At 64.8% G+C, this 18,119-nt stretch carries 16 protein-coding genes and 3 pseudogenes; 10 read left to right on the top strand and 9 right to left on the bottom strand.

Going from position 1 to position 18,119, the window contains the following annotated elements; translation table 11 throughout:
- Positions 1-2 precede the first annotated feature (2 nt).
- On the top strand, positions 3-1,340 hold the full coding sequence (locus AMK11_RS02410; protein ID WP_073723876.1) for a helix-turn-helix domain-containing protein: 1,338 nt from the start codon (positions 3-5) through the stop codon (positions 1,338-1,340).
- Positions 1,337-2,155 carry a class I SAM-dependent methyltransferase gene (locus tag AMK11_RS02405; RefSeq protein ID WP_073722382.1) on the top strand — a complete coding sequence of 273 codons (819 nt, stop codon included), beginning with the start codon at positions 1,337-1,339 and terminating at the stop codon, positions 2,153-2,155. Before AMK11_RS02410 ends, AMK11_RS02405 begins: the two co-directional genes overlap by 4 nt.
- A 118-nt stretch (positions 2,156-2,273) precedes the next feature.
- Here the strand turns inward: AMK11_RS02405 and AMK11_RS02400 are convergent, their stop codons facing one another.
- The 4 genes and pseudogenes from AMK11_RS02400 to AMK11_RS02385 form a co-directional block, all read right to left on the bottom strand.
- Positions 2,274-2,507 (bottom strand): hypothetical protein, encoded by a 234-nt coding sequence (locus AMK11_RS02400; RefSeq protein ID WP_073722380.1) that lies wholly within the window; start codon positions 2,505-2,507, stop codon positions 2,274-2,276.
- A 397-nt stretch (positions 2,508-2,904) separates the two neighbouring features.
- Positions 2,905-3,057 (bottom strand): hypothetical protein, encoded by a 153-nt coding sequence (locus AMK11_RS37905; protein WP_158070965.1) that lies wholly within the window; start codon positions 3,055-3,057, stop codon positions 2,905-2,907.
- A gap of 164 nt (positions 3,058-3,221) precedes the next feature.
- Positions 3,222-3,308 (bottom strand): annotated as a pseudogene (locus AMK11_RS39195) (glutamine synthetase); the annotation flags it as partial.
- Positions 3,309-3,680: 372 nt separating this feature from the next.
- Positions 3,681-5,777 carry an ATP-binding protein gene (locus tag AMK11_RS02385; RefSeq protein WP_107429629.1) on the bottom strand — a complete coding sequence of 699 codons (2,097 nt, stop codon included), beginning with the start codon at positions 5,775-5,777 and terminating at the stop codon, positions 3,681-3,683.
- A 143-nt stretch (positions 5,778-5,920) separates the two neighbouring features.
- Here AMK11_RS02385 and AMK11_RS02380 point away from each other — a divergent pair, with 143 nt between their 5' ends.
- Together AMK11_RS02380 and AMK11_RS02375 are read left to right on the top strand one after the other, a co-directional pair.
- Positions 5,921-6,991 carry a DNA cytosine methyltransferase gene (locus tag AMK11_RS02380; protein ID WP_073722376.1) on the top strand — a complete coding sequence of 357 codons (1,071 nt, stop codon included), beginning with the start codon at positions 5,921-5,923 and terminating at the stop codon, positions 6,989-6,991.
- A gap of 53 nt (positions 6,992-7,044) precedes the next feature.
- Positions 7,045-7,758: an NUDIX domain-containing protein gene (locus tag AMK11_RS02375; RefSeq protein ID WP_079187171.1), complete on the top strand. Its 714-nt coding sequence runs from the start codon at positions 7,045-7,047 to the stop codon at positions 7,756-7,758.
- A 6-nt stretch (positions 7,759-7,764) separates the two neighbouring features.
- On the opposite strand, the pseudogene AMK11_RS02370 reads toward AMK11_RS02375, so the two are convergent.
- Positions 7,765-8,513, bottom strand: a pseudogene (locus tag AMK11_RS02370) (transposase).
- A 98-nt stretch (positions 8,514-8,611) separates the two neighbouring features.
- Between AMK11_RS02370 and AMK11_RS02365 the strand changes: the two are divergent.
- The 3 genes and pseudogenes from AMK11_RS02365 to AMK11_RS02355 all read left to right on the top strand — a co-directional run.
- Positions 8,612-9,652 (top strand): annotated as a pseudogene (locus AMK11_RS02365) (tyrosine-type recombinase/integrase); the annotation flags it as partial.
- Positions 9,653-9,933: 281 nt separating this feature from the next.
- A complete protein-coding gene (locus AMK11_RS36635; protein WP_158070964.1) occupies positions 9,934-11,226 on the top strand; it encodes a HEPN-associated N-terminal domain-containing protein in 1,293 nt (430 codons plus the stop codon).
- Between the two features lie 23 nt (positions 11,227-11,249).
- Positions 11,250-11,795 carry a hypothetical protein gene (locus AMK11_RS02355; RefSeq protein ID WP_073722370.1) on the top strand — a complete coding sequence of 182 codons (546 nt, stop codon included), beginning with the start codon at positions 11,250-11,252 and terminating at the stop codon, positions 11,793-11,795.
- Between the two features lie 499 nt (positions 11,796-12,294).
- On the opposite strand, the gene glnA is transcribed toward AMK11_RS02355, so the two are convergent.
- Positions 12,295-13,656 (bottom strand): type I glutamate--ammonia ligase, encoded by a 1,362-nt coding sequence (gene glnA / locus AMK11_RS02350; RefSeq protein ID WP_073723872.1) that lies wholly within the window; start codon positions 13,654-13,656, stop codon positions 12,295-12,297.
- 287 nt (positions 13,657-13,943) lie between these two features.
- Here glnA and AMK11_RS02345 point away from each other — a divergent pair, with 287 nt between their 5' ends.
- The 3 genes from AMK11_RS02345 to AMK11_RS02335 all read left to right on the top strand — a co-directional run bounded on the left by AMK11_RS02345 (position 13,944) and on the right by AMK11_RS02335 (position 17,065).
- The gene (locus AMK11_RS02345) at positions 13,944-14,618 is read left to right on the top strand and encodes a DUF3105 domain-containing protein (RefSeq protein ID WP_073722368.1); all 675 of its coding nucleotides are present in this window, start codon (positions 13,944-13,946) and stop codon (positions 14,616-14,618) included.
- Positions 14,615-15,241, top strand: a complete 627-nt coding sequence (locus AMK11_RS02340) for a DUF305 domain-containing protein (RefSeq protein ID WP_073722366.1) — start codon at positions 14,615-14,617, stop codon at positions 15,239-15,241. The genes AMK11_RS02345 and AMK11_RS02340 overlap by 4 nt, the downstream gene beginning before the upstream one ends.
- A gap of 69 nt (positions 15,242-15,310) precedes the next feature.
- A complete protein-coding gene (locus AMK11_RS02335; protein WP_073722364.1) occupies positions 15,311-17,065 on the top strand; it encodes an NAD+ synthase in 1,755 nt (584 codons plus the stop codon).
- 4 nt (positions 17,066-17,069) lie between these two features.
- Here AMK11_RS02335 and AMK11_RS02330 read toward each other — a convergent pair whose 3' ends face one another.
- From AMK11_RS02330 to AMK11_RS02320, 3 genes are read right to left on the bottom strand one after another with little or no spacing between them, the layout of a single operon-like run.
- A complete protein-coding gene (locus AMK11_RS02330; protein WP_073722362.1) occupies positions 17,070-17,516 on the bottom strand; it encodes a VOC family protein in 447 nt (148 codons plus the stop codon).
- A gap of 52 nt (positions 17,517-17,568) precedes the next feature.
- Positions 17,569-17,823: a Txe/YoeB family addiction module toxin gene (locus tag AMK11_RS02325; RefSeq protein WP_073722360.1), complete on the bottom strand. Its 255-nt coding sequence runs from the start codon at positions 17,821-17,823 to the stop codon at positions 17,569-17,571.
- Positions 17,820-18,083, bottom strand: coding sequence for a type II toxin-antitoxin system Phd/YefM family antitoxin (locus AMK11_RS02320; protein ID WP_043373664.1), 264 nt, complete (start codon positions 18,081-18,083; stop codon positions 17,820-17,822). Before AMK11_RS02320 ends, AMK11_RS02325 begins: the two co-directional genes overlap by 4 nt.
- Positions 18,084-18,119: the final 36 nt, after the last annotated feature.

The following is an 18,119-nucleotide window of genomic DNA, read 5'->3' as shown; positions in this document are numbered from 1 at the left end:
GCATGGGCGACACCGGAATCGGCGCCTTGCTCGTCCGGCTGCGCACAGCGCGCGGCTGGAGCCAGCAGAGGGTCGCCGACGAGTACAACACTCTGGAAGGGCGGTCGGCGAAGACCGGCAAGGAGATCGGGCGGTACGAGCGCGAAGCGCGGATCCCTGTGCCATACACCCGCAAGTACCTGGCACAGGCCTACGGTGTGGACGTCGCCACGCTCGACCAAGCTGTTGCCGTAAGCAAGGGGCAGCGTGACGAGGCCGGTGCAGTTGGCGTCGAGCAAGCACCCTCTCCGCAGCCGGTCCGAAACTCCGATGCCCGGGCGGAGCCGCTCTCGGCGGACGCGTGGCGGTCGGCCGAGTTTGCCCGGTTCATTGCGCAGCGCAACGCCGACGAGGTCGTCGTAGAGCAACTGGAGGCGGACGTCGGCCGCCTCGCTCGTACGTACGTCAGCCATCCGCTGATGGAGCAGTACGTGGAGATCAAGCGATTGCGGGACGGAGTGTTCGAGCTGCTGCGCGGACGTCAACACCCCCGGCAGACCACCGACCTCTACCTCTCCGCCTCTCGCCTCTGCGGCCTGTCCGCACACGTCTGTCTCGACCTCGGAGACTACGACTCCGCCGCCACACACGCCCGCACCGCCCGGGCTTGTGCCGAGGTGGTCGGACACGAAGGGATGTTCGCGTGGGTCCGTGCGGTGGAATCGTTGATCGCGTACTGGATGGGAAGGCACGAGCAGGCGGCCCGGCTGGCGCAGGCCGGTCTGTGCCACAGGGCGAGCGGCACCATCGGCGCACGGCTTGCGAGTCTGGAGGCGCGGGCGTTGGCGATATGCGGCGACTCGGGCCGTGCGCTCGATGCCCTGGCGGATGCCGAACGATCTCGTGAGGCGATCACGGGCCGGGACGAGGTAGGGGGAGTATTCGACTTCCCTGCGGCCAAGCAGTTCGCGTACGCCGGGACGACCCTCCTGGCCGTGGGCGGGCAGGAGCAGGTCCAGCGGGCCATCGTCAGTGCCGAGACGGCCATTCGCCTCTACCGCAGCGCGGACGGAGACGACCAGTCGGTAGGCGACCTGTTCGCCGCGCACCTCGATCTCGCACGCGGGCACCTGCTCCTAGGCGACCTGGACGGTACGGCGGAGAAGCTCGGCTTCGTTCTTGAGGCGTCGCCGGAGCGGATGTCGGCCAGTATCGTGCGTCGGCTCACCGCTCTCGGGCGGGAACTGGGAGCGCCGCAGTACGGTGGGGCTGCGCAGGCGGTACACCTGCGTGAACGACTCCAGCACACGGCCGTCCGTGCGTCCTTGCCCGCCGCCCACCCTCCGGAGTTGCCGACGTGACCGACCTGCCCGCTGCCCACGACGCAGCCGTCACCGACCGGACCCGCCTGGCGGACAGCGCCTACAACGGAGACCGGGACCTGTCTGCCAGGCAGTCGCTTTATCGGTGGCAGACACCCCGGTACGACCTCCCCGGCCTCGTCGCCGAGCGGCTGGGTGACGTACGCGGCCGGGTCGTGGACATCGGTTGCGGCAACGGCAAGTTCATCCAGCGACTTCGTCAGGACCGCCCGGACCTGTCTCTGCTCGGTCTCGACATCGCCCCGGGCATTCTCGCCAGCGTCCCTGGCCCGGTTGCCGTGGCGGATGCCACGAGGCTGCCGCTGGCCGCGAAGAGCGTCGACGCGGCTCTCGCGCTCCACATGCTGTACCACGTGCCCGACATCCCCCAGGCGATCAGAGAATTGGCCCGGGTCGTAGCCCGTGACGGATTGGTCATCGCTTCCACCAACAGCGATCGCGACAAGGCCGAACTCGACGACCTCTGGCAGCGGGCCGCCGGAGACGTCCTCGGCATTGACCGCGGTCCGGCCCGAATCTCGCTCAGCGCTCGGTTCTCCCTGGAGAAAGCTCCAGCCTTGCTTGGCAACGAGTTCAGCCGAGTGGAGGTCGTCGAACTGCCAGGAACCATCACTGTTCGTGATCCCGAGCCTGTCATCGCCCACATGGCTTCGTATCGCGCCTGGGCGGACCAGCACGACGTCCCCTTCGACGAGACCATCGACAGAGCGCGTGCAATCGTCGCCGACTGTATCGCCCGGCACGGTGCGTACGAGATCACGTGCCTCGGCGGCATCCTTGTTTGTCGGCGGTGAGATCACCTCTGTTCGACGGCTACAAGGTGCTCGTGTGACCGACGTTGTCGGCCGACAACGGCAAGGAGAGAGCCCCGGACACAGCGGTCCGGGGCTCACGCTCATTCAGGCGCGCGGCTCAGAGCATGGTCGTCTGCGCGTGACCCTGCGCCGAGGCGCCGCCGAAGGCCGCCGAGGCGCCCAGACCGGCGGTGAGCGAGAACGGGCCGGCCTCCGCGTGGAAACCTGCGCCGAGCGCACCACCGGCGGTGATGACGGCGGCGCCGGCGTCGATGCCGATGGTGCCGCCGGCCACCTGGTCCAGGTCCGCGTCGGAGATCTCAGCCGTTTCGACCTGGGGGACGAGGTTCATGACAGGTCTTTCCTCTCGTGCTGACGTAAAAGGGGGAGCGGTGAGGCACGCACGCCCGCGTTCCGAGGTGAGGGCCCGGAACCGGCCACCGGCGTGCCGCGCACCGATCAAAGCACGGGGGTGAACGGCCCACCATCCGCGCACCGTTGTCGGCGCTGCTTCAGGCGTCCCCGAGTTCATGAGTGTGCGCATGCGGTCGCGGAAAGGGCCCGCGTCTTCACGCTTCCCGCCGGTTTCGGGGCTCCCTCGGGCCGGGACGCGCGCGGTTCATCCTCCGGACTTCCGGCACGCCCCACCCCCGCGACCGTGCGATGAACGGTGTGCAGGTCCGAGGGAGGTTCGGCACCGGTCGGCGTCGTACCGCAGGACCGGGCGCGAGGACTGCCACGGCCGATGGTCAACCGTCACCACGACCGGCCTTCCGCCGGATGATCGCGGCTCCCCACTGGCCGCCGACCGCAGTCATCGTCACCGTCAGCGCGAAGGACAGCGAGTCGTCCCACGACTTGCCCCTCACCCAGTGCCAGAACGCCGCTGCGAGTCCGGCCACGGCAAGCACGTAGGCCAGCACTGCCGGCCAGTACACAAACCGGCGTCGGCGCCATGAAGGTGTGGCCGAGTCCTCTGTCCGCTGAGGCTCCGTCATAGCGACCGGCTACCCCGTGAGAGAGGGGAACCACGTGTTCCCTCTCCCTCCGACCAGCACTTGTACCCTTACAGCACCGGCAACGACTTCCGCAGCTCGAACGCCGTCACCTGCGACCGGTACTCCTCCCACTCCTGCCGCTTGTTCCTAAGGAAGTGGCGCTACCCCGGAGCGACCTCACGCGTTCGATGACTGAGCTGTGCTGGCCTGCCACCTGGTGGCCGTCGTCCGTCGTCGTTGGTCGCTGTAGGCCCCCCTTCGACGGCCCACAGACGGCCCAGGAAGGCGATCCCCGAGGGGATCGCCTTCTGTAACCCCTTCCGCGTCCGTACGCCGAAGCAACGGCCATCCTCCCCACCGCTGCCTCCCTCTTCCAGCGGCGGACCGCGACGGCCCGGCGTTGCGCCCAGCCAGCCTCCCAGTCTGCACATCAGGTACCACCCCGCCAGGGCTCGTCCTGTGCTCGGGCAGAGGCTTACTCAAGGCCAGCAGTGAGCATCCAGGCGTTGTCCGCAGACAGCTAAGCGCTATGGCGTGCTTCCGTCGTTCTTTATGTCGTCGACACGGGCCAAAAAGTCGCGGTGCGCTCGCAAGGTGTCGTCTAGCAGGTCATGCCATCCCCGAATCTGGATGCGAGCATCGTTGGCCACCGACGAGAGGGAGACGCTGCTCAGCTTGTCCGTATGGTCCGCAATGAACGTGAGCCTACGGACAGGGAACTGTTTGCCGAGAGCATCAACCTGATTCAAAAATTCATCTAGGTCAGCCAGGTAGTTGACCGCGCGCAAATACTCCGCATCGGTCAAATGGTAATCCATCCGCTTGATCTCTACGATCCACAAGGTTCCCGAATCGTGTAGCAGTACAAAATCAGGTCGCTTGCTTTGCCGGTTGATCGCCGAGGTCACCAGGGCGACGTTGTGTTTCTTGAAGTACCAAGATTCGAAGGACTTGCGAACCCTCTCCAGAGACTCATTCATGCCCAACGGAGTCCACTCCGGGGCCAGTAGCCAGGGAGCCTGTTCGAGTAGTTCTTGAAGTGGCTGTTCCAAGGTCGTGCCATCGTCGATCAGAGCTGACAGCTTATTGAGGACTTCGATGCGCTCCGATGCGACCTGTCCCAGGGAGTACATCTCCGCAATGCGTGCCTTTTGGAAGAGGCCAAGAACGATGTCGAGCGGACTGCTGGCATCCTCGGCAACCTGATGCAGTGCATCGAGCAACGTCCTGTGCGGACCGATGGTTTTTGCGAGCTGGTAGACCTTTTCCCGATGCTCGGGGTCGGCAATGGACTCCCGGTCTTTGTCGCTAACCAAAAGCTTCGCAGCCTGCCTGACAGACTCCTGATAAGCCTTGTCGCCAGGTGCGTCGGCTTCTAGTCGCGATTGCAAGTTAGACGCCTGCTCGAAATCGTTCCACGTCTCCTTCTTGATCGAGTTTCTGCCTCGGGCGCCTAGCTCGCGCATCACGGCGTGTCCCCACTGCCTCAGCGCGTCGCCATAGTCAGAACTCCAGATAATGTCCTGTCGATCGGAGCGAATAAGGTCCTCGCCCTCGTCCAGCCACTCCGCGTGAATTTCTCCTACAAGGTACGAGCGGATGCTGTACTCGCCGTGAAATCCCGAAGTGATTCCGAAATCACGAGTCAAAGAAACAATCTTGCCTCGCGAGTAGATTCGCACACCCGCCATCGCCTCATCCCTGTACGGCTTTTTGCTGTAGGCCAGCCACCCCGAGATGGGCAGCTTCTCACCCGAGCTGGTCTCCACCATGCGGTCGGCCAAATCGATGCGAGTGTCAGGCATCAGCTCGATGTTGAGTTCGCCCAGATGGAACGACTCTGGGATCAGCGTGTTATCCGTGTTGATGACTTCGACGTCCCAATCCGGGCGGCGAATGCCGAACCGTGCGCTCAGTTGACGATGCAGTTCAACGCCACTAGGGACGCGCTTCCGCCTGAAGTCACGGAGTTTCACGATGGTGCCATGCTTAGGGGCCCAGGTGCCGTCGAGCGAGCCTGGCGTCGGTCGGTACTCGTCGTCCGTGTCGTCGAGAATTTCATTCAGAGAAAGAATCAGGTGAGCGACCTTGTAGCCACCCTCTAGCTTTTCCCCTCCGGCTGTAATCACCTCAACCGTCTCGCAAATCCCGAAGGGAGCTAGCTTTCCGATCCCCTTACGCCCCATCACCGGGCGATTCTTGTCCTTGGACTTGTCCTTACCGAACCGCTTTCGACGGTCCGATCCCACTGCCAGGTAGTGGGAGTTCACCTCGCTAGCGGTCATCCCATGACCGTCATCCGAAACCGTGATCTCGTAGGCCGCACCGAGGTTGTCCAGAAACACCCCCCACGGCAGCTCGACGGTCACCTCCTCGGCGTCCGCGTCGTACGCGTTTGCGATGACTTCCGCAAGTACTGCTGACACGCGGTCGTACATTTTGATGCCGAGTTTGTCGACTGTAAGGCGACTGATCCTCATTACATAGGGTTTGCCGGTTACGCCCTCAGCGCCCGATGCGGCCTCGTCGTGCCCCCCGCCGACCTGCCGCGGCACAGACCCGAAGTGGGCGTCTGACGACTGCGCTTCCGGTCGGCTGTCACGGTTCTCGTCCTGTTGTGTCATCACGGCTCCCCTGTCCCTGACGGTCACTCAGTAGATGACGATGCCATCAAGAACACCACCGTGGGGCCAGTTTGGGTGGAGAAGCGGGGCAAGTACCAGATGACCCTGGTGCCTTGCGGGCGCTCCATGGCTAAGATCGCCCCATGTCTAGACCGAGTGCCATCGACCTCTTCGCCGGGGCCGGGGGCGCTACGCGGGGGCTCCGGGATGCCGGCTTCCGCGTGCTCGCCGCCGTGGAGAACGACCCGGAAGCTGCGGAGTCTTACCGCAGGAATCATGCGCGAGTCCTTCTCTACGAGACTGACATCAGAAGTGTGTCGGCCGAACGCATTGCCGAAGACGCTGGCCTGCAACGGGGAGAACTGGATCTTCTTAAAGCATGCCCGCCCTGTCAGGGTTTTTCATCCTTGGCAAAAGGTGAAGTCGACCAGAATCGCAACGACTTGGTGCTCGATGTCGCCAGGTTCGTGGAAGCTTTTCTCCCCAAGATTCTCCTCCTTGAAAATGTTCCCGGTTTGAAGCGCGATCGCCGCCTCCCACAATTGGTCGCTGAGGTGGAGCGTCTCGGTTATTCGTTCTTGGTCTCCTTGCTAGACGCCACTGAATTCGGTGTTCCGCAGCGACGGAAGCGGTTCATCTTGATGGGAGTTCGAGCAGATATTCAGCATTTCGAACCCGACGCTGACCTATTGAGCTATCTGCCGAGCAAGTTCTTGACGGCCCCGAAGACGGCACGTCAAGCCCTTGCTCATCTCGCACGCCACAACAAGCCGGATGACCCACTTGGGAGTCATCGACGCAGTAGCGAAGCAGTCCTGGCAAGAATTTCTGCGATTCCAGTGGGTGGTAACCGTTTTGACCTGCCGGAGGAACATCAGTTGGACTGTCATCGCAAGCTCAAGAATCGCTCAGCGTCAGGCTCATACGGACGAATCAGGCTCGATGAACCTGCACCGACTATGACGACCAGGTGTACAACACCTGCGTGCGGAACCTTCGTTCACCCGACTGAGAACCGAGGGCTCACGCTAAGGGAGGCCGCAACCTTCCAGTCTTTCCCGGTAAACTACCAATTTCACGGGCAGTACGGTTCTATCGAGCGGCAAATCGGGAATGCAGTACCGGTGCGGATGGCTAAAGGGCTGGGTTTGATCGCTCGATCTCTTTTGGATCACTCGTCCACGTCTTCCGTGGAACGGCCCACAACAGTCTGACGGTCGAGCGTTACGCTGGTACGCACCACCTTAGAACGGAGAGTGCTCGGCGTATGGGCGCATCCGAGCGGAAGCTGACGGAAGAACTGGGTATCGGTCGAACCGCGCTCCGGCAGGTCCTTGCCCGGCTTGTGTCCGAAGGGGCTTTGGAGGTTCGCGGTAGGAGCTCATACAGAGTCCCCGGCGGGGTGAGCGTGCAGACCCCGGACGGCTTCGAGCCATGGAAGATCTACGGTGAGCGGAACCTCTATGACAATCGCTGGGTGAAGCTCCAGTTGTGGGACGTGGAGCCGCCAGGCGTGGAGCTTTTTGAGCACCACGTCGTGAGGCTCAACCACGTAGCCATTACGGCCGTCCTCGACGAGGAGGATCGGGTGCTGATGATGTGGCGTTATCGGTTCGTTCCCCGGCAATTCGGTTGGGAACTCCCAGGCGGCATCGTCGATGAGGGAGAAGATCCGGCAGATGCAGCACTCCGGGAGACCGTCGAAGAGACGGGATGGCGGCCCAAGTCGCTGGAACACGTCGTGAGCTATCAGCCCATGGTTGGAATGGTCGACTCGCCACACGAGATTTTCGTAGGGCACGGAGCTGAGAAGGTCGGCGAGCCAACGGATCTGGAAGAGGCTGGCCACATCGAGTGGGTACCGTTGGCCGACATTCCTGGACTCATGGCCCGCGGTCAGCTGTTGGGCTCAGGCACCCTGGTAGCTCTGCTGCATATTCTTGCAGCTCGACGCACACCAGGACTCACAACCGCCCAGTGAGCTCCTTCAGCGTTGCAGCTCCAGGGTGAGGACCGCCTTGGCGATTGACGTCATGCGGTTGGGGCTGCAGCGGGACCTGCGGAAGATCTGCCAGGACTTCAGGCGGGCGACTGCACGTTCGACGGGGGCTCGTGTGGCTGCCAGGGCACGGTTGCGGGTCTTCTCGGTAGGGGTCAGTTCCTTCAGGGGCCTGCGTTTGATGCCCGTGGTCAGCCACGGCCCGGCGCCCTGGTAGGCGAGATCGGCCACGATCGGAACGCCCTGACGCTCACAGATCCGGATGATCCGGTGAGTGCGGGCAGCGGTCAGATCGTGGGTGCGGCCCGGCAGGGCGGGCGAGAGCCACAGCAGCCGGCCGCCGGGATCGGCGACGACCTGCACGTTCACGCCGTGGCGCCGGTGCTTGTGGGAGTAGTCGGCCCGGCCGTCGCCGACCCGGTCGCATTCGGCGAGAGTGCCGTCAAGCAGGACAAGTCGGGATCGTGGTCGCGCAGCGTCTTCAGCAGACCCGGTGCACGGGCGGCGAGAAGGTCGACGACCGCGCGGGTGTAGGCATGCGCGGTGGACTCGCTGATCCCGAACCCGGCGGCGATCTTCGCCAGGGTGATGTGCTCGCGCAGGTACACCAGTGCCACCATCGCTCGCTGTGACGGACGGAGCTTGCAGCGCCGGTCGCCCTCACGGGTGACGATCAGCATGGTGACCCACTCCACGAGTGCATGCGGCAGGTCGAGTGCGGCAGGATGCATGACCAACGAGGCCCCCGAGCAACGTGATTGAGACGTCAGACACCTCGATCAACAGCCCGGGGGCCTCGCTCGTTGCGCTTCACGGCCCGTCACCCGATCGGAGACCAACTCGAAGAAGCTCAGTGGAGTCCGCGATTCGCGGCCACGCGATCCCCTATCTGGGGCCGCGACCGCTCGGCTCGTTCAAGCCGGAACACATCCGGGATTGGCTCAGCGAATTGGAACGGGATGTCCCTGCGTCGTCGTATCGGCGTGTGATCTACAACAACGTGTCGACGGTCCTCAACGCGGCGGTGGACGACGGTCACCTGTCCAAGAACCCGTGCCACGCGCAATCGGTGCGTCCGCCTGCTGCGGGAAGTGGCCGCGTTGTGCCGTGGAGCGCAGAGCGCGTCTTCGCTGTACGAGCGGCGCTGCCGGAGCGCTACCGCGCGACGGTCGACCTCGGAGGCGGATGCGGACTCCGGCAAGGGGAGATCTTCGGGCTGCCCGTCGATGCAATCGGTTTCGACTCCGGATGGCTGCACATCGTGAATCAGGTGAAGGTGACGAAAGAGGGTCTTGTGTTCGCCCCGCCGAAGCGGAACAAGATCCGCGACGTTCCCTTGCCGGACCGTGTGGCGCACGTCCTCAAGCAGCACATGGAGGCGTTCCCTCCGGTAGAGATCACCTTGCCGTGGCTTCGGGTGGATGGTCCGCCTGTCACGAAGCGGCTGCTGTTCACGCGTCTCGATGGCGCGGGTGCGGTTCGGCGTACCGACTTTAACGACCGCGCGTGGAAGCCTGCTCTCGTGGCTGCTGGGGTGATCCCCGCCCCGAAGCCGGGCGAGCGTCACCAGGCTGCCCGCGAACACGGCATGCACGCTCTCAGGCACTTCTACGCCTCTGTCCTCTTGGACGCCGGCGAGAACGTCAAGGCGCTGAGCGGCTACCTCGGACACAACGATCCGGGGTTCACACTCCGGGTCTACACTCACCTCATGCCGAGCAGCGACGCACGGGCCCGGAAGGCCGTAGACGGCCTGTATGAAGGTGTGGTTCTGACGCCGAACCACTCCGGTGCGCCTGTAGCCGCTGTTAGATCCGATGGCCAACACCCGTTGGTGGCTTCTGAGGCTCCTGCGTGCGAATCATCGGCAGAGTGATCGCCACGGTCTCCCGAGCACGTCAAAGTCCCTAGAGGCGATGTCGTACGCGGACCACGGCCCGGCCACCGAGATGTGTCCGCAAGTGACTCCGAGCCCGTCGTCAGGGCTCGGAGTTTCCTGCGTTACTCGGGTTGCCGGCGTCAGTGCTTCGTGCCGTCTTCCGCCGCTGTTCATGTTGCCGCGCATGAGTGCCCAGTTCCTACGCCGTCCGGGGCACTTCGATGCAATCCTGTAGGACGCATAGTCTGAGTGGGGCCTCTCCGCCCTCTGACGACTGCGTGACTCACGAGAAGTCGACACGAACCTTCGGGGGAAGCATGGGGCTCGCTAAGCGCTACTTGGAAGAAGTAGAAGCCCAAGGCTGGCATCCCACGGGCAAGTGGGTGTGTGAGCTATGCGTGGATGAACCTTTTCTCGCAAGCAAGGTCAAAGAGGCGTCTGAAACTGAGAATCAATGCAGCTTCTGCGATGAAAGCCCAGCGGCCGAACTGGACACCCTCATAGACGCATTTATGAACGGGATCACTCTCCGTTACGAAGACGCGGATAACGAGCACCGCTATGACTCAGAAGTGGGTGAATATCTAGGCAATGCCATCGACACTTGGGATTTGGTCACCTGGGAATATGGGTATATTTTCTCTGGTCCGGGCCTGCTGGAGGCTGTTCGTGACTCGATAGTCGAGAAGACATGGCAGGACAATTATTACTGGTATAACTCGCCAAGTGAAGCGCTTAGCGCCGGCTGGGAGCGATTCCGCGAAGCCGTAATGTACGAATCTCGCTACGTATTCTGGATGCGCAAGGACTGGCAAAGCCAGGATTACGACGTCGACGGTGTCCACCCGGCCAAGATCATGCAAGCGTTGAGCGAATATATAGAAGAGCACGACTTGTACCGCACCATCGAGGTAGATGAAATTTTCTGGCGAGCCCGTACACACACGGACCCTAATGTTTACTGGGGCGCAAAAGACCTGGGAACAGTCGGACGAGAGCACGCGAAGCAAGCGAACCGGATGAGCCCTGCCGGTATTCCAATGTTCTACGGTGCCGAAGACAAAGACACTGCGGTGAGGGAGAGCCTCGTGCGCACCTCCGACACTCACGTCAGTGTTGCCGCTTTCCATGGAACACAGTGCTTCACTCTCATCGATCTGACTGGAAGCAAGATTCCCTCGCTTCCCTCTGAATTCGATGTAGATCGGTTCGCAGAGCGACAGGGGATTCTGTTTCTCAGAGATTTCGTCAAGGATCTGACTAAGCCTATCAGGGAAAGTTATGAACAGATCGACTACGTACCGACTCAGATCTTGACTGAGTACCTCCTCAAAGTGCATCAGCGTGAGGATGGCGGCGTGAGCGGCTTGATGTACACCTCTGCCGTGACGGGCAAAACCTGCATCGTGCTAGACGTACCCAACAAGCGATGTATTGACCAGGAGGACCAAATCGAGCGGTTCGCAGATGATAAGCCTCACTTGAAGATGGACGCTGCGTCAATGACTACGTTCAAGATTAAGCGGGAGTACGAGCTTTTGCCGCCCGTCAACGACGACCCGTTCGCGTAACTGGTTGATTCTCGGAGGAGAATTTGAGTACGTCCACGAGCGCCCTGATTATTGCCCTCTTAGGCATCACAGGCACCCTCACTTCGGCACTCCTCACCCAACGGAGTGCCAACAGCAGCAAGATGCGAGAGCTTGAGCAGGCTGACCGACAACGCCGGGAAGAGCGTGCATACCAAACCGAGCAAGCGACTATCGAGAGCCGACGGACCTGCTACGTCGCGCTTAACATCGCCGCCCGCCTGTATCAGACAGCGCTGACCAACTACTTTGTTGCCGTTCGTGCTGGTGTCGCAACCGATGAGATACGTACCGATGTCGAAGAGATGAGACGTGACCACAGGGCGCGTCATGCAGAGGCGCAGATGCTGGTTCCCGATCCTGTATTGATTGCGGCCGGCACTGTGAACAGCCATCTCAGCAACCTCTATGGGACATTGAGACGTCTCGATCTCGGAAGTCCTGAGCCAGGCGAAAGCATTGAGGGCGCCGAGGAAATGCGGGTGGAGAGTTGGAACCTATTGGCTGAGATGCGCACTGTCATGCGACGCGATCTAGGGATCACTCCATAAAACGAAGCAATCAAAGCCGTCAACCATCGGCGTGCACTACATCTGTAAGTGAGGTGAAGCGGGCAGTAAACCGCCGAACGGCAACACCCGCATGAATCACTGGGTCGACGTCAGGCGGGATAGGAGCTTGACCGCTTACGCCACTCACCGGTCGGCACTCATGGATGACGCCCCTTCCACCTTGACGCCTGAGCGCGCCGCAGAGGCACGTTCGAACCGCGGCCGTTCTATTCGAGGCTCGGCTTAGGGCCCGTGGCCGCCTCCGCGCGGGGCACGTTATCGGCACAGCGCGCGGAGCGGACGGGAGGCGGGACCGCCACGCGGAGCGGAGGCCGGTGCCTTGATCGAGCAACAAGCTCTACGGGTGGCTACAGGGCGTCTGAGATTGACTCTGGCGGCCCAGAGACGGCCCAGAGGCAGCGAAAGGTCTTGGGGTCGACGGTCCGTGACCGTCGACCCCAAGGGGACCGTTCCGCCGGGATCCCGGCCTGACCTGCGTCTACAGCACCGGCAAGTTCTTCCGCAGCTCGAACGCCGTCACCTGCGACCGGTACTCCTCCCACTCCTGCCGCTTGTTCCGGAGGAAGAAGTCGAAGACGTGCTCGCCCAGGGTCTCGGCGACCAGGTCGCTGCGTTCCATCAGGGCGAGGGCCTCGCCCAGGTTCTGGGGGAGGGGTTCGATGCCCAGCGCGCGGCGTTCCGAGTCGGAGAGGGCCCAGACGTCGTCCTCGGCGCCCGGCGGGAGTTCGTAGCCCTCCTCGATGCCCTTGAGGCCGGCGGCGAGGAGGACGGCGTAGGTGAGGTACGGGTTGGCGCCGGAGTCGATGGAGCGGACCTCGACGCGGGCCGAGCCGGTCTTGCCGGGCTTGTACATGGGGACGCGGACCAGGGCCGAGCGGTTGTTGTGGCCCCAGCAGATGTAGGAGGGGGCCTCGCCGCCCGCGCCCGCCGTGCGCTCGGTGCCGCCCCAGATGCGCTTGTAGGAGTTCACCCACTGGTTGGTGACCGCCGAGATCTCCGCCGCGTGCCGCAGCAGGCCCGCGATGAAGGAGCGGCCGACCTTGGAGAGCTGGTACTCGGCGCCCGACTCGTAGAACGCGTTGCGGTCGCCCTCGAAGAGGGACAGGTGGGAGTGCATGCCCGAGCCGGGGAACTCCGAGAACGGCTTCGGCATGAAGGTGGCCTGGAGGCCCTGTTCGAGGGCGACCTGCTTCATGACCAGACGGAACGTCATGATGTTGTCGGCCGTGGAGAGGGCGTCGGCGTAGCGGAGGTCGATCTCCTGCTGGCCGGGTGCGCCCTCGTGGTGGGAGAACTCCACCGAGATGCCCATCGACTCCAGCATGGTGATCGCCTGGCGGCGGAAGTCCATGCCGATGTTCTGCGGGGTGTGGTCGAAGTAGCCGGAGTTGTCGGCGGGGGTGGGGACCGTGCCGTCGACCGGCTTGTTCTTCAGCAGGAAGAACTCGATCTCCGGGTGGGTGTAGAAGGTGAAGCCCAGGTCGGAGGTGCGGGCCAGGGCGCGCTTGAGGACGTAGCGCGGGTCCGCGAAGGACGGGGAGCCGTCCGGCATCAGGATGTCGCAGAACATGCGGGCCGTGCCGGGGGCCTCCGCGCGCCAGGGCAGGACCTGGAAGGTGGAGGGGTCCGGCTTGGCGATCATGTCGGACTCGTAGACCCGGGCGAAGCCCTCGATCGCCGAGCCGTCGAAGCCGATGCCCTCGTCGAAGGCCTGCTCCAGCTCGGCCGGGGCCACGGCCACGGACTTCAGGAAGCCCAGCACGTCCGTGAACCACAGGCGTACGAACCGGATGTCGCGCTCCTCCAGCGTCCGGATCACGAACTCCTGCTGCTTGTCCATCTTCCGCTTCCCCATCCTCGCTGGTCAGGCCGCCTGTCTCCGGTACGGCGGGAGGCGGTCGGGCACGTGAGCATCACACCACAGCACGGTTTCGTACGCGTTGCGGACCTCGGTCGGCCCACCTGTCCTCCCCGCAGCGTAGAGGCCACCTGTTCGATCGGGCCATTCCGGGGATGCGGCCGGGACAGATCCTGTGATCTCCCTTCGAACGACGGCCTCGTCGGCATTACGATCAGCGCACCTCACAGCTCCCTTTCCGATGACGTTTCCCCAGAAGGGCACACCCCATGGGTTCCGCCAAGAAGAGCAGCAACCAGGCGCGACAGGCCCGCATAGCCGAGATGCGACGCGCCGAGGAGGCCCGCGAGCGCCGGAACCGGATCCTGACCATCGGGGTCAGCGCCGTGGTCGTCGCCGGTCTCGTGGTCGGCGGCGTCTTCCTCATCCGGTCGCAGTCCGACGACTCGGACAGCATGGCCTCGAACGGCGACGGGTCGAAGACCTCCGGCAAGTTCGTCACCGGCGAGGACGGGGTGCGGACCTGGGAGGGGAACCTGGGCCGCAACCACGTCACCAAGAAGGTGTCCTACCCCGCCGAGCCCCCCGTCGGCGGCGACCACAACCAGGTCTGGATGAACTGCGACGGCGACGTCTACTCCGAGCCGCTGAACAACGAGAACGCCGTGCACTCGCTGGAGCACGGCGCCGTGTGGGTGACGTACACCGACAAGGCCCCGAAGGCCGAGGTCGAGAAGCTGGCGGAGAAGGTGAAGAAGACGCCGTACTCGCTGATGAGCCCCAACGACAAGCAGAAGGACCCGATCATGCTGACCGCCTGGGGCCACCAGCGCACCGTGACGGGCGCCGACGATCCGAACGTCGACAAGTTCTTCGAGAAGTTCGTCCAGGGTGCGCAGACCCCCGAGCCGGGGGCCGCGTGCACCAACGGGCTGCCGCAGTGACCCCGAGGCGGGCCGGCTGGATCGCGGGGGCCGCCGCCGCTGCCCTCGTCGCGGCCGGCGGCATCACCTACGCGGTCGCCGGGGACGACGGCGCGAGCCGCATCCCGACGGCAGACTCCGCCGACGCCGGGTTCGCGCGGGACATGGCCGTGCACCACCAGCAGGCCGTGGAGATGTCGTACATCGTGCGCGACCGCACCGACGACGAGGAGGTGCGGCGGCTCGCGTACGACATCGCGCAGACCCAGGCCAACCAGCGCGGCATGATGATCGGCTGGCTGGACCTGTGGGGGCTGCCGAAGGTGTCGTCCGATCCGCCGATGACCTGGATGGGGATGGGGGACATGCCGTCGGCGGGCGAGGGCTCGCTGATGCCGGGCATGGCCACCGACGCCGAGATGGAGAAGCTCGGCACCCTCAGCGGCAGGCAGGCCGAGGTCTACTACCTCCAGCTCATGACCGAGCACCACAAGGGCGGCGTCCACATGGCCGAGGGGTGCGCCGAGAAGTGCACGGTGGGGGTGGAGAAGCGGCTGGCCCAGGGGATGGTGGAGTCGCAGGAGTCGGAGCTGCGGCTGATGGCGGACCTGCTCGTCGAGCGGGGTGCGAAGCCACCCGCGTGAGGCTTCGGACATGAGGCGGAAACCGGTACGACACCCCATTGTGTCGTTCTGACGATTACACTGGCCGCCGTGCCCCGCCTACGACTCGCCCTGAACCAGATCGACTCCACCGTCGGCGACATCGACGGCAACGCCGAGTCGGTCGTCCGCTGGACCCGGCACTCGGCCGGGCAGGGAGCGCACCTGGTGGCGTTCCCGGAGATGGTGCTGACCGGGTATCCGGTCGAGGACCTGGCCCTCAGGCCGTCCTTCGTCGAGGCCTCCCGCGCCGCCCTGCGCTCCCTCGCCGCGCGCCTCGCCGACGAGGGCCTCGGCGGCCTGCCGGTGGTCGTCGGGTACCTCGACCGCTCCGCGACCGCCCAGCCGAGGTACGGCCAGCCGGCCGGCGCCCCGCAGAACGCGGCGGCCGTGCTGTACGGCGGCGAGGTGGCCCTGAGCCTCGCCAAGCACCACCTGCCGAACTACGGCGTCTTCGACGAGTTCCGCCACTTCGTACCGGGCGACACCCTGCCGGTGGTGCGGGTGCGCGGCGTGGATGTCGCGCTGGCCGTCTGCGAGGACCTGTGGCAGGACGGCGGACGGGTGCCGGCGGCGCGTTCGGCGCGGGCCGGGCTGCTGCTGTCCGTCAACGCCTCGCCGTACGAGCGGGACAAGGACGACACCCGGCTGGAGCTGGTGCGCAAGCGTGCCCAGGAGGCGGGCTGCACGACCGCGTACCTCGCCATGACCGGTGGGCAGGACGAGCTGGTCTTCGACGGCGACTCGATCGTGGTCGACCGGGACGGGGCGGTGCTGGCGCGGGCGCCGCAGTTCACCGAGGGGTGCGTGGTGCTGGACCTCGACCTGCCCGCCGCCGACGCGGACGCCCCCACGGGCGTCGTGGACGACGGGCTGCGGATCGACCGGGCCGTGCTGTCCGAGGAGCCGGTGCCCGCCGTGGGTGAGTGGCTGTCCGGCGGGGTCGCCGAGCGGCTGGACGACGACGAGGAGGTCTACTCGGCCCTCGTCGTCGGGCTGCGCGCGTACGTCGCCAAGAACGGCTTCCGGTCGGTGCTCGTCGGCCTGTCCGGCGGCATCGACTCCGCCCTCGTCGCGGCCATCGCCTGCGACGCGGTCGGCGCGGAGAACGTCCACGGCGTCTCCATGCCCTCCAAGTACTCCTCCGAGCACTCCAAGGACGACGCGGCGGAGCTGGCCCGGCGCACCGGGCTCCACTACCGCACCGTGCCGATCGAGCCGATGTTCGACGCGTACACGGGGGCGCTGGAGCTGACCGGTCTGGCCGAGGAGAACCTCCAGTCGCGGCTGCGCGGCACACTGCTGATGGCCGTCTCCAACCAGGAGGGCCACCTGGTCCTGGCCCCCGGCAACAAGTCGGAGCTGGCGGTCGGGTACTCGACGCTGTACGGCGACTCGGTGGGCGCGTACGGGCCCATCAAGGACGTGTACAAGACGTCCGTCTTCCGTCTCGCCGAGTGGCGCAACCGCGCGGCGAAGGAGCGTGGGCAGGCCCCGCCGATCCCCGAGAACTCGATCACCAAGCCGCCCAGCGCCGAACTGCGCCCGGGCCAGGTCGACACGGACTCCCTGCCGGACTACCCGGTCCTGGACGCGATCCTCGAGCTGTACGTCGACCGGGACCGGGGCGCGGACGAGATCGTGGCCGCCGGGTACGACCGGGAGCTGGTGACGAAGACGCTGCGCATGGTCGACACCGCCGAGTACAAGCGGCGCCAGTACCCGCCGGGCACCAAGATCTCCCCGAAGGGCTTCGGCAAGGACCGCCGGCTCCCGGTCACCAACCGGTGGCGGGAGCGCGGCTGACCGGCTAGCCCTGCCGCTTCAGGTCCGACAGCACCTTGTGCAGCGGCTCCGCCTCCCGGCGGCGGTACTCCTGGATCGCCCAGCCGTTGCCGTCGGGGTCCTTGAAGTACATGAAGGTGGCGCCGTCGTCCGGGGCGTACTGGACGGGCTCGGAGACGTCCAGGCCGCGCCCCACCAGCTCCGCGTGGGCCGCCTTGATGTCGGCGACGCAGAGCTGGAGGCCCTGGTAGGAACCCGGTTCCGGCTTGGTCTGGCCCTGCGCCATGTCCCAGATCGCCTCGCCGAGGGCGATCGAGCAGCCCGAGCCCGGGGGCGTGAGCTGGACGATGCGCATGCCCGGCATGACCTCCTGGTCGATGTCGACGTGGAAGCCGACCTTGTCCCGGTAGAAGTCCCGGGAGCGGTCGATGTCGGTGACGGGCAGCGGGATCACTTCGAGGGTGAAGTCCATGGCGTGACTCCTTCGACGTCCATCGACGTCCTTGTCGAGCACGGTGTCGGTTTCAGTAGTGGTACCGCGCCTGGACGACGATCAGCTCGTCGTCGCCCGGCTTGTACACCAGGCGGTGCGTGTCGTCGATGCGCCGTGACCAGTAGCCGGACAGGTCGCCCTTCAGCGGCTCCGGCTTGCCGATGCCCTTGAACGGGTCGCGGGCGGTGTCGGCGAGCAGTCTGTTGATCCGTCTGGTCATCTTCCGGTCGCTCTCGGCCCAGTGGACGTAGTCCTCCCAGCCGTGCGACGTGAAAGCGATCCTCACGCCCGCTCCGCGTCCGGGTCGATCAGCTCGCGGTGCCGTGCCTCGCCGGCCTCGGCCTCCGCGATCGAGTCGAGCAGACGGCGGGCGTTCCTCGGCGACCGCAGCAGGTGCACGGTCTCCGTCCACGCCGTGAAGTCCTCCTCGGACATCAGCACGGCGTTCCCCTTGCGGGAGGTGATGTGCACCGGGGCATGGTCCTCGTTGACCTGCTCTATCAGCGGGAACAGGTTCTGACGGGCTTCGCTGGCGGTGATGGACATACCGGTGCCTCCCTTCGCGGCTTGTACAAGATATCG

This window comes from Streptomyces sp. CB02414 (assembly GCF_001905385.1).
Taxonomy (GTDB): Bacteria; Actinomycetota; Actinomycetes; order Streptomycetales; family Streptomycetaceae; genus Streptomyces.
The sequence above is the reverse complement of the archived record's forward strand: the minus strand, read 5'-3'. Positions and strand labels throughout refer to the sequence as shown.

Excerpts from the sequence above, each read along its gene's own strand:
- AMK11_RS02410 (WP_073723876.1), top strand. The coding sequence starts at position 3 with ATGGGCGACACCGGAATCGGCGCCTTGCTCGTCCGGCTGCGCACAGCG.
- AMK11_RS02400 (WP_073722380.1), bottom strand. The coding sequence starts at position 2,507 with ATGAACCTCGTCCCCCAGGTCGAAACGGCTGAGATCTCCGACGCGGAC.
- AMK11_RS02385 (WP_107429629.1), bottom strand. The coding sequence starts at position 5,777 with ATGACACAACAGGACGAGAACCGTGACAGCCGACCGGAAGCGCAGTCG.
- AMK11_RS02380 (WP_073722376.1), top strand. The coding sequence starts at position 5,921 with ATGTCTAGACCGAGTGCCATCGACCTCTTCGCCGGGGCCGGGGGCGCT.
- AMK11_RS02375 (WP_079187171.1), top strand. The coding sequence starts at position 7,045 with ATGGGCGCATCCGAGCGGAAGCTGACGGAAGAACTGGGTATCGGTCGA.
- glnA (WP_073723872.1), bottom strand. The coding sequence starts at position 13,656 with ATGGACAAGCAGCAGGAGTTCGTGATCCGGACGCTGGAGGAGCGCGAC.
- AMK11_RS02345 (WP_073722368.1), top strand. The coding sequence starts at position 13,944 with ATGGGTTCCGCCAAGAAGAGCAGCAACCAGGCGCGACAGGCCCGCATA.
- AMK11_RS02330 (WP_073722362.1), bottom strand. The coding sequence starts at position 17,516 with ATGGACTTCACCCTCGAAGTGATCCCGCTGCCCGTCACCGACATCGAC.
- AMK11_RS02320 (WP_043373664.1), bottom strand. The coding sequence starts at position 18,083 with ATGTCCATCACCGCCAGCGAAGCCCGTCAGAACCTGTTCCCGCTGATA.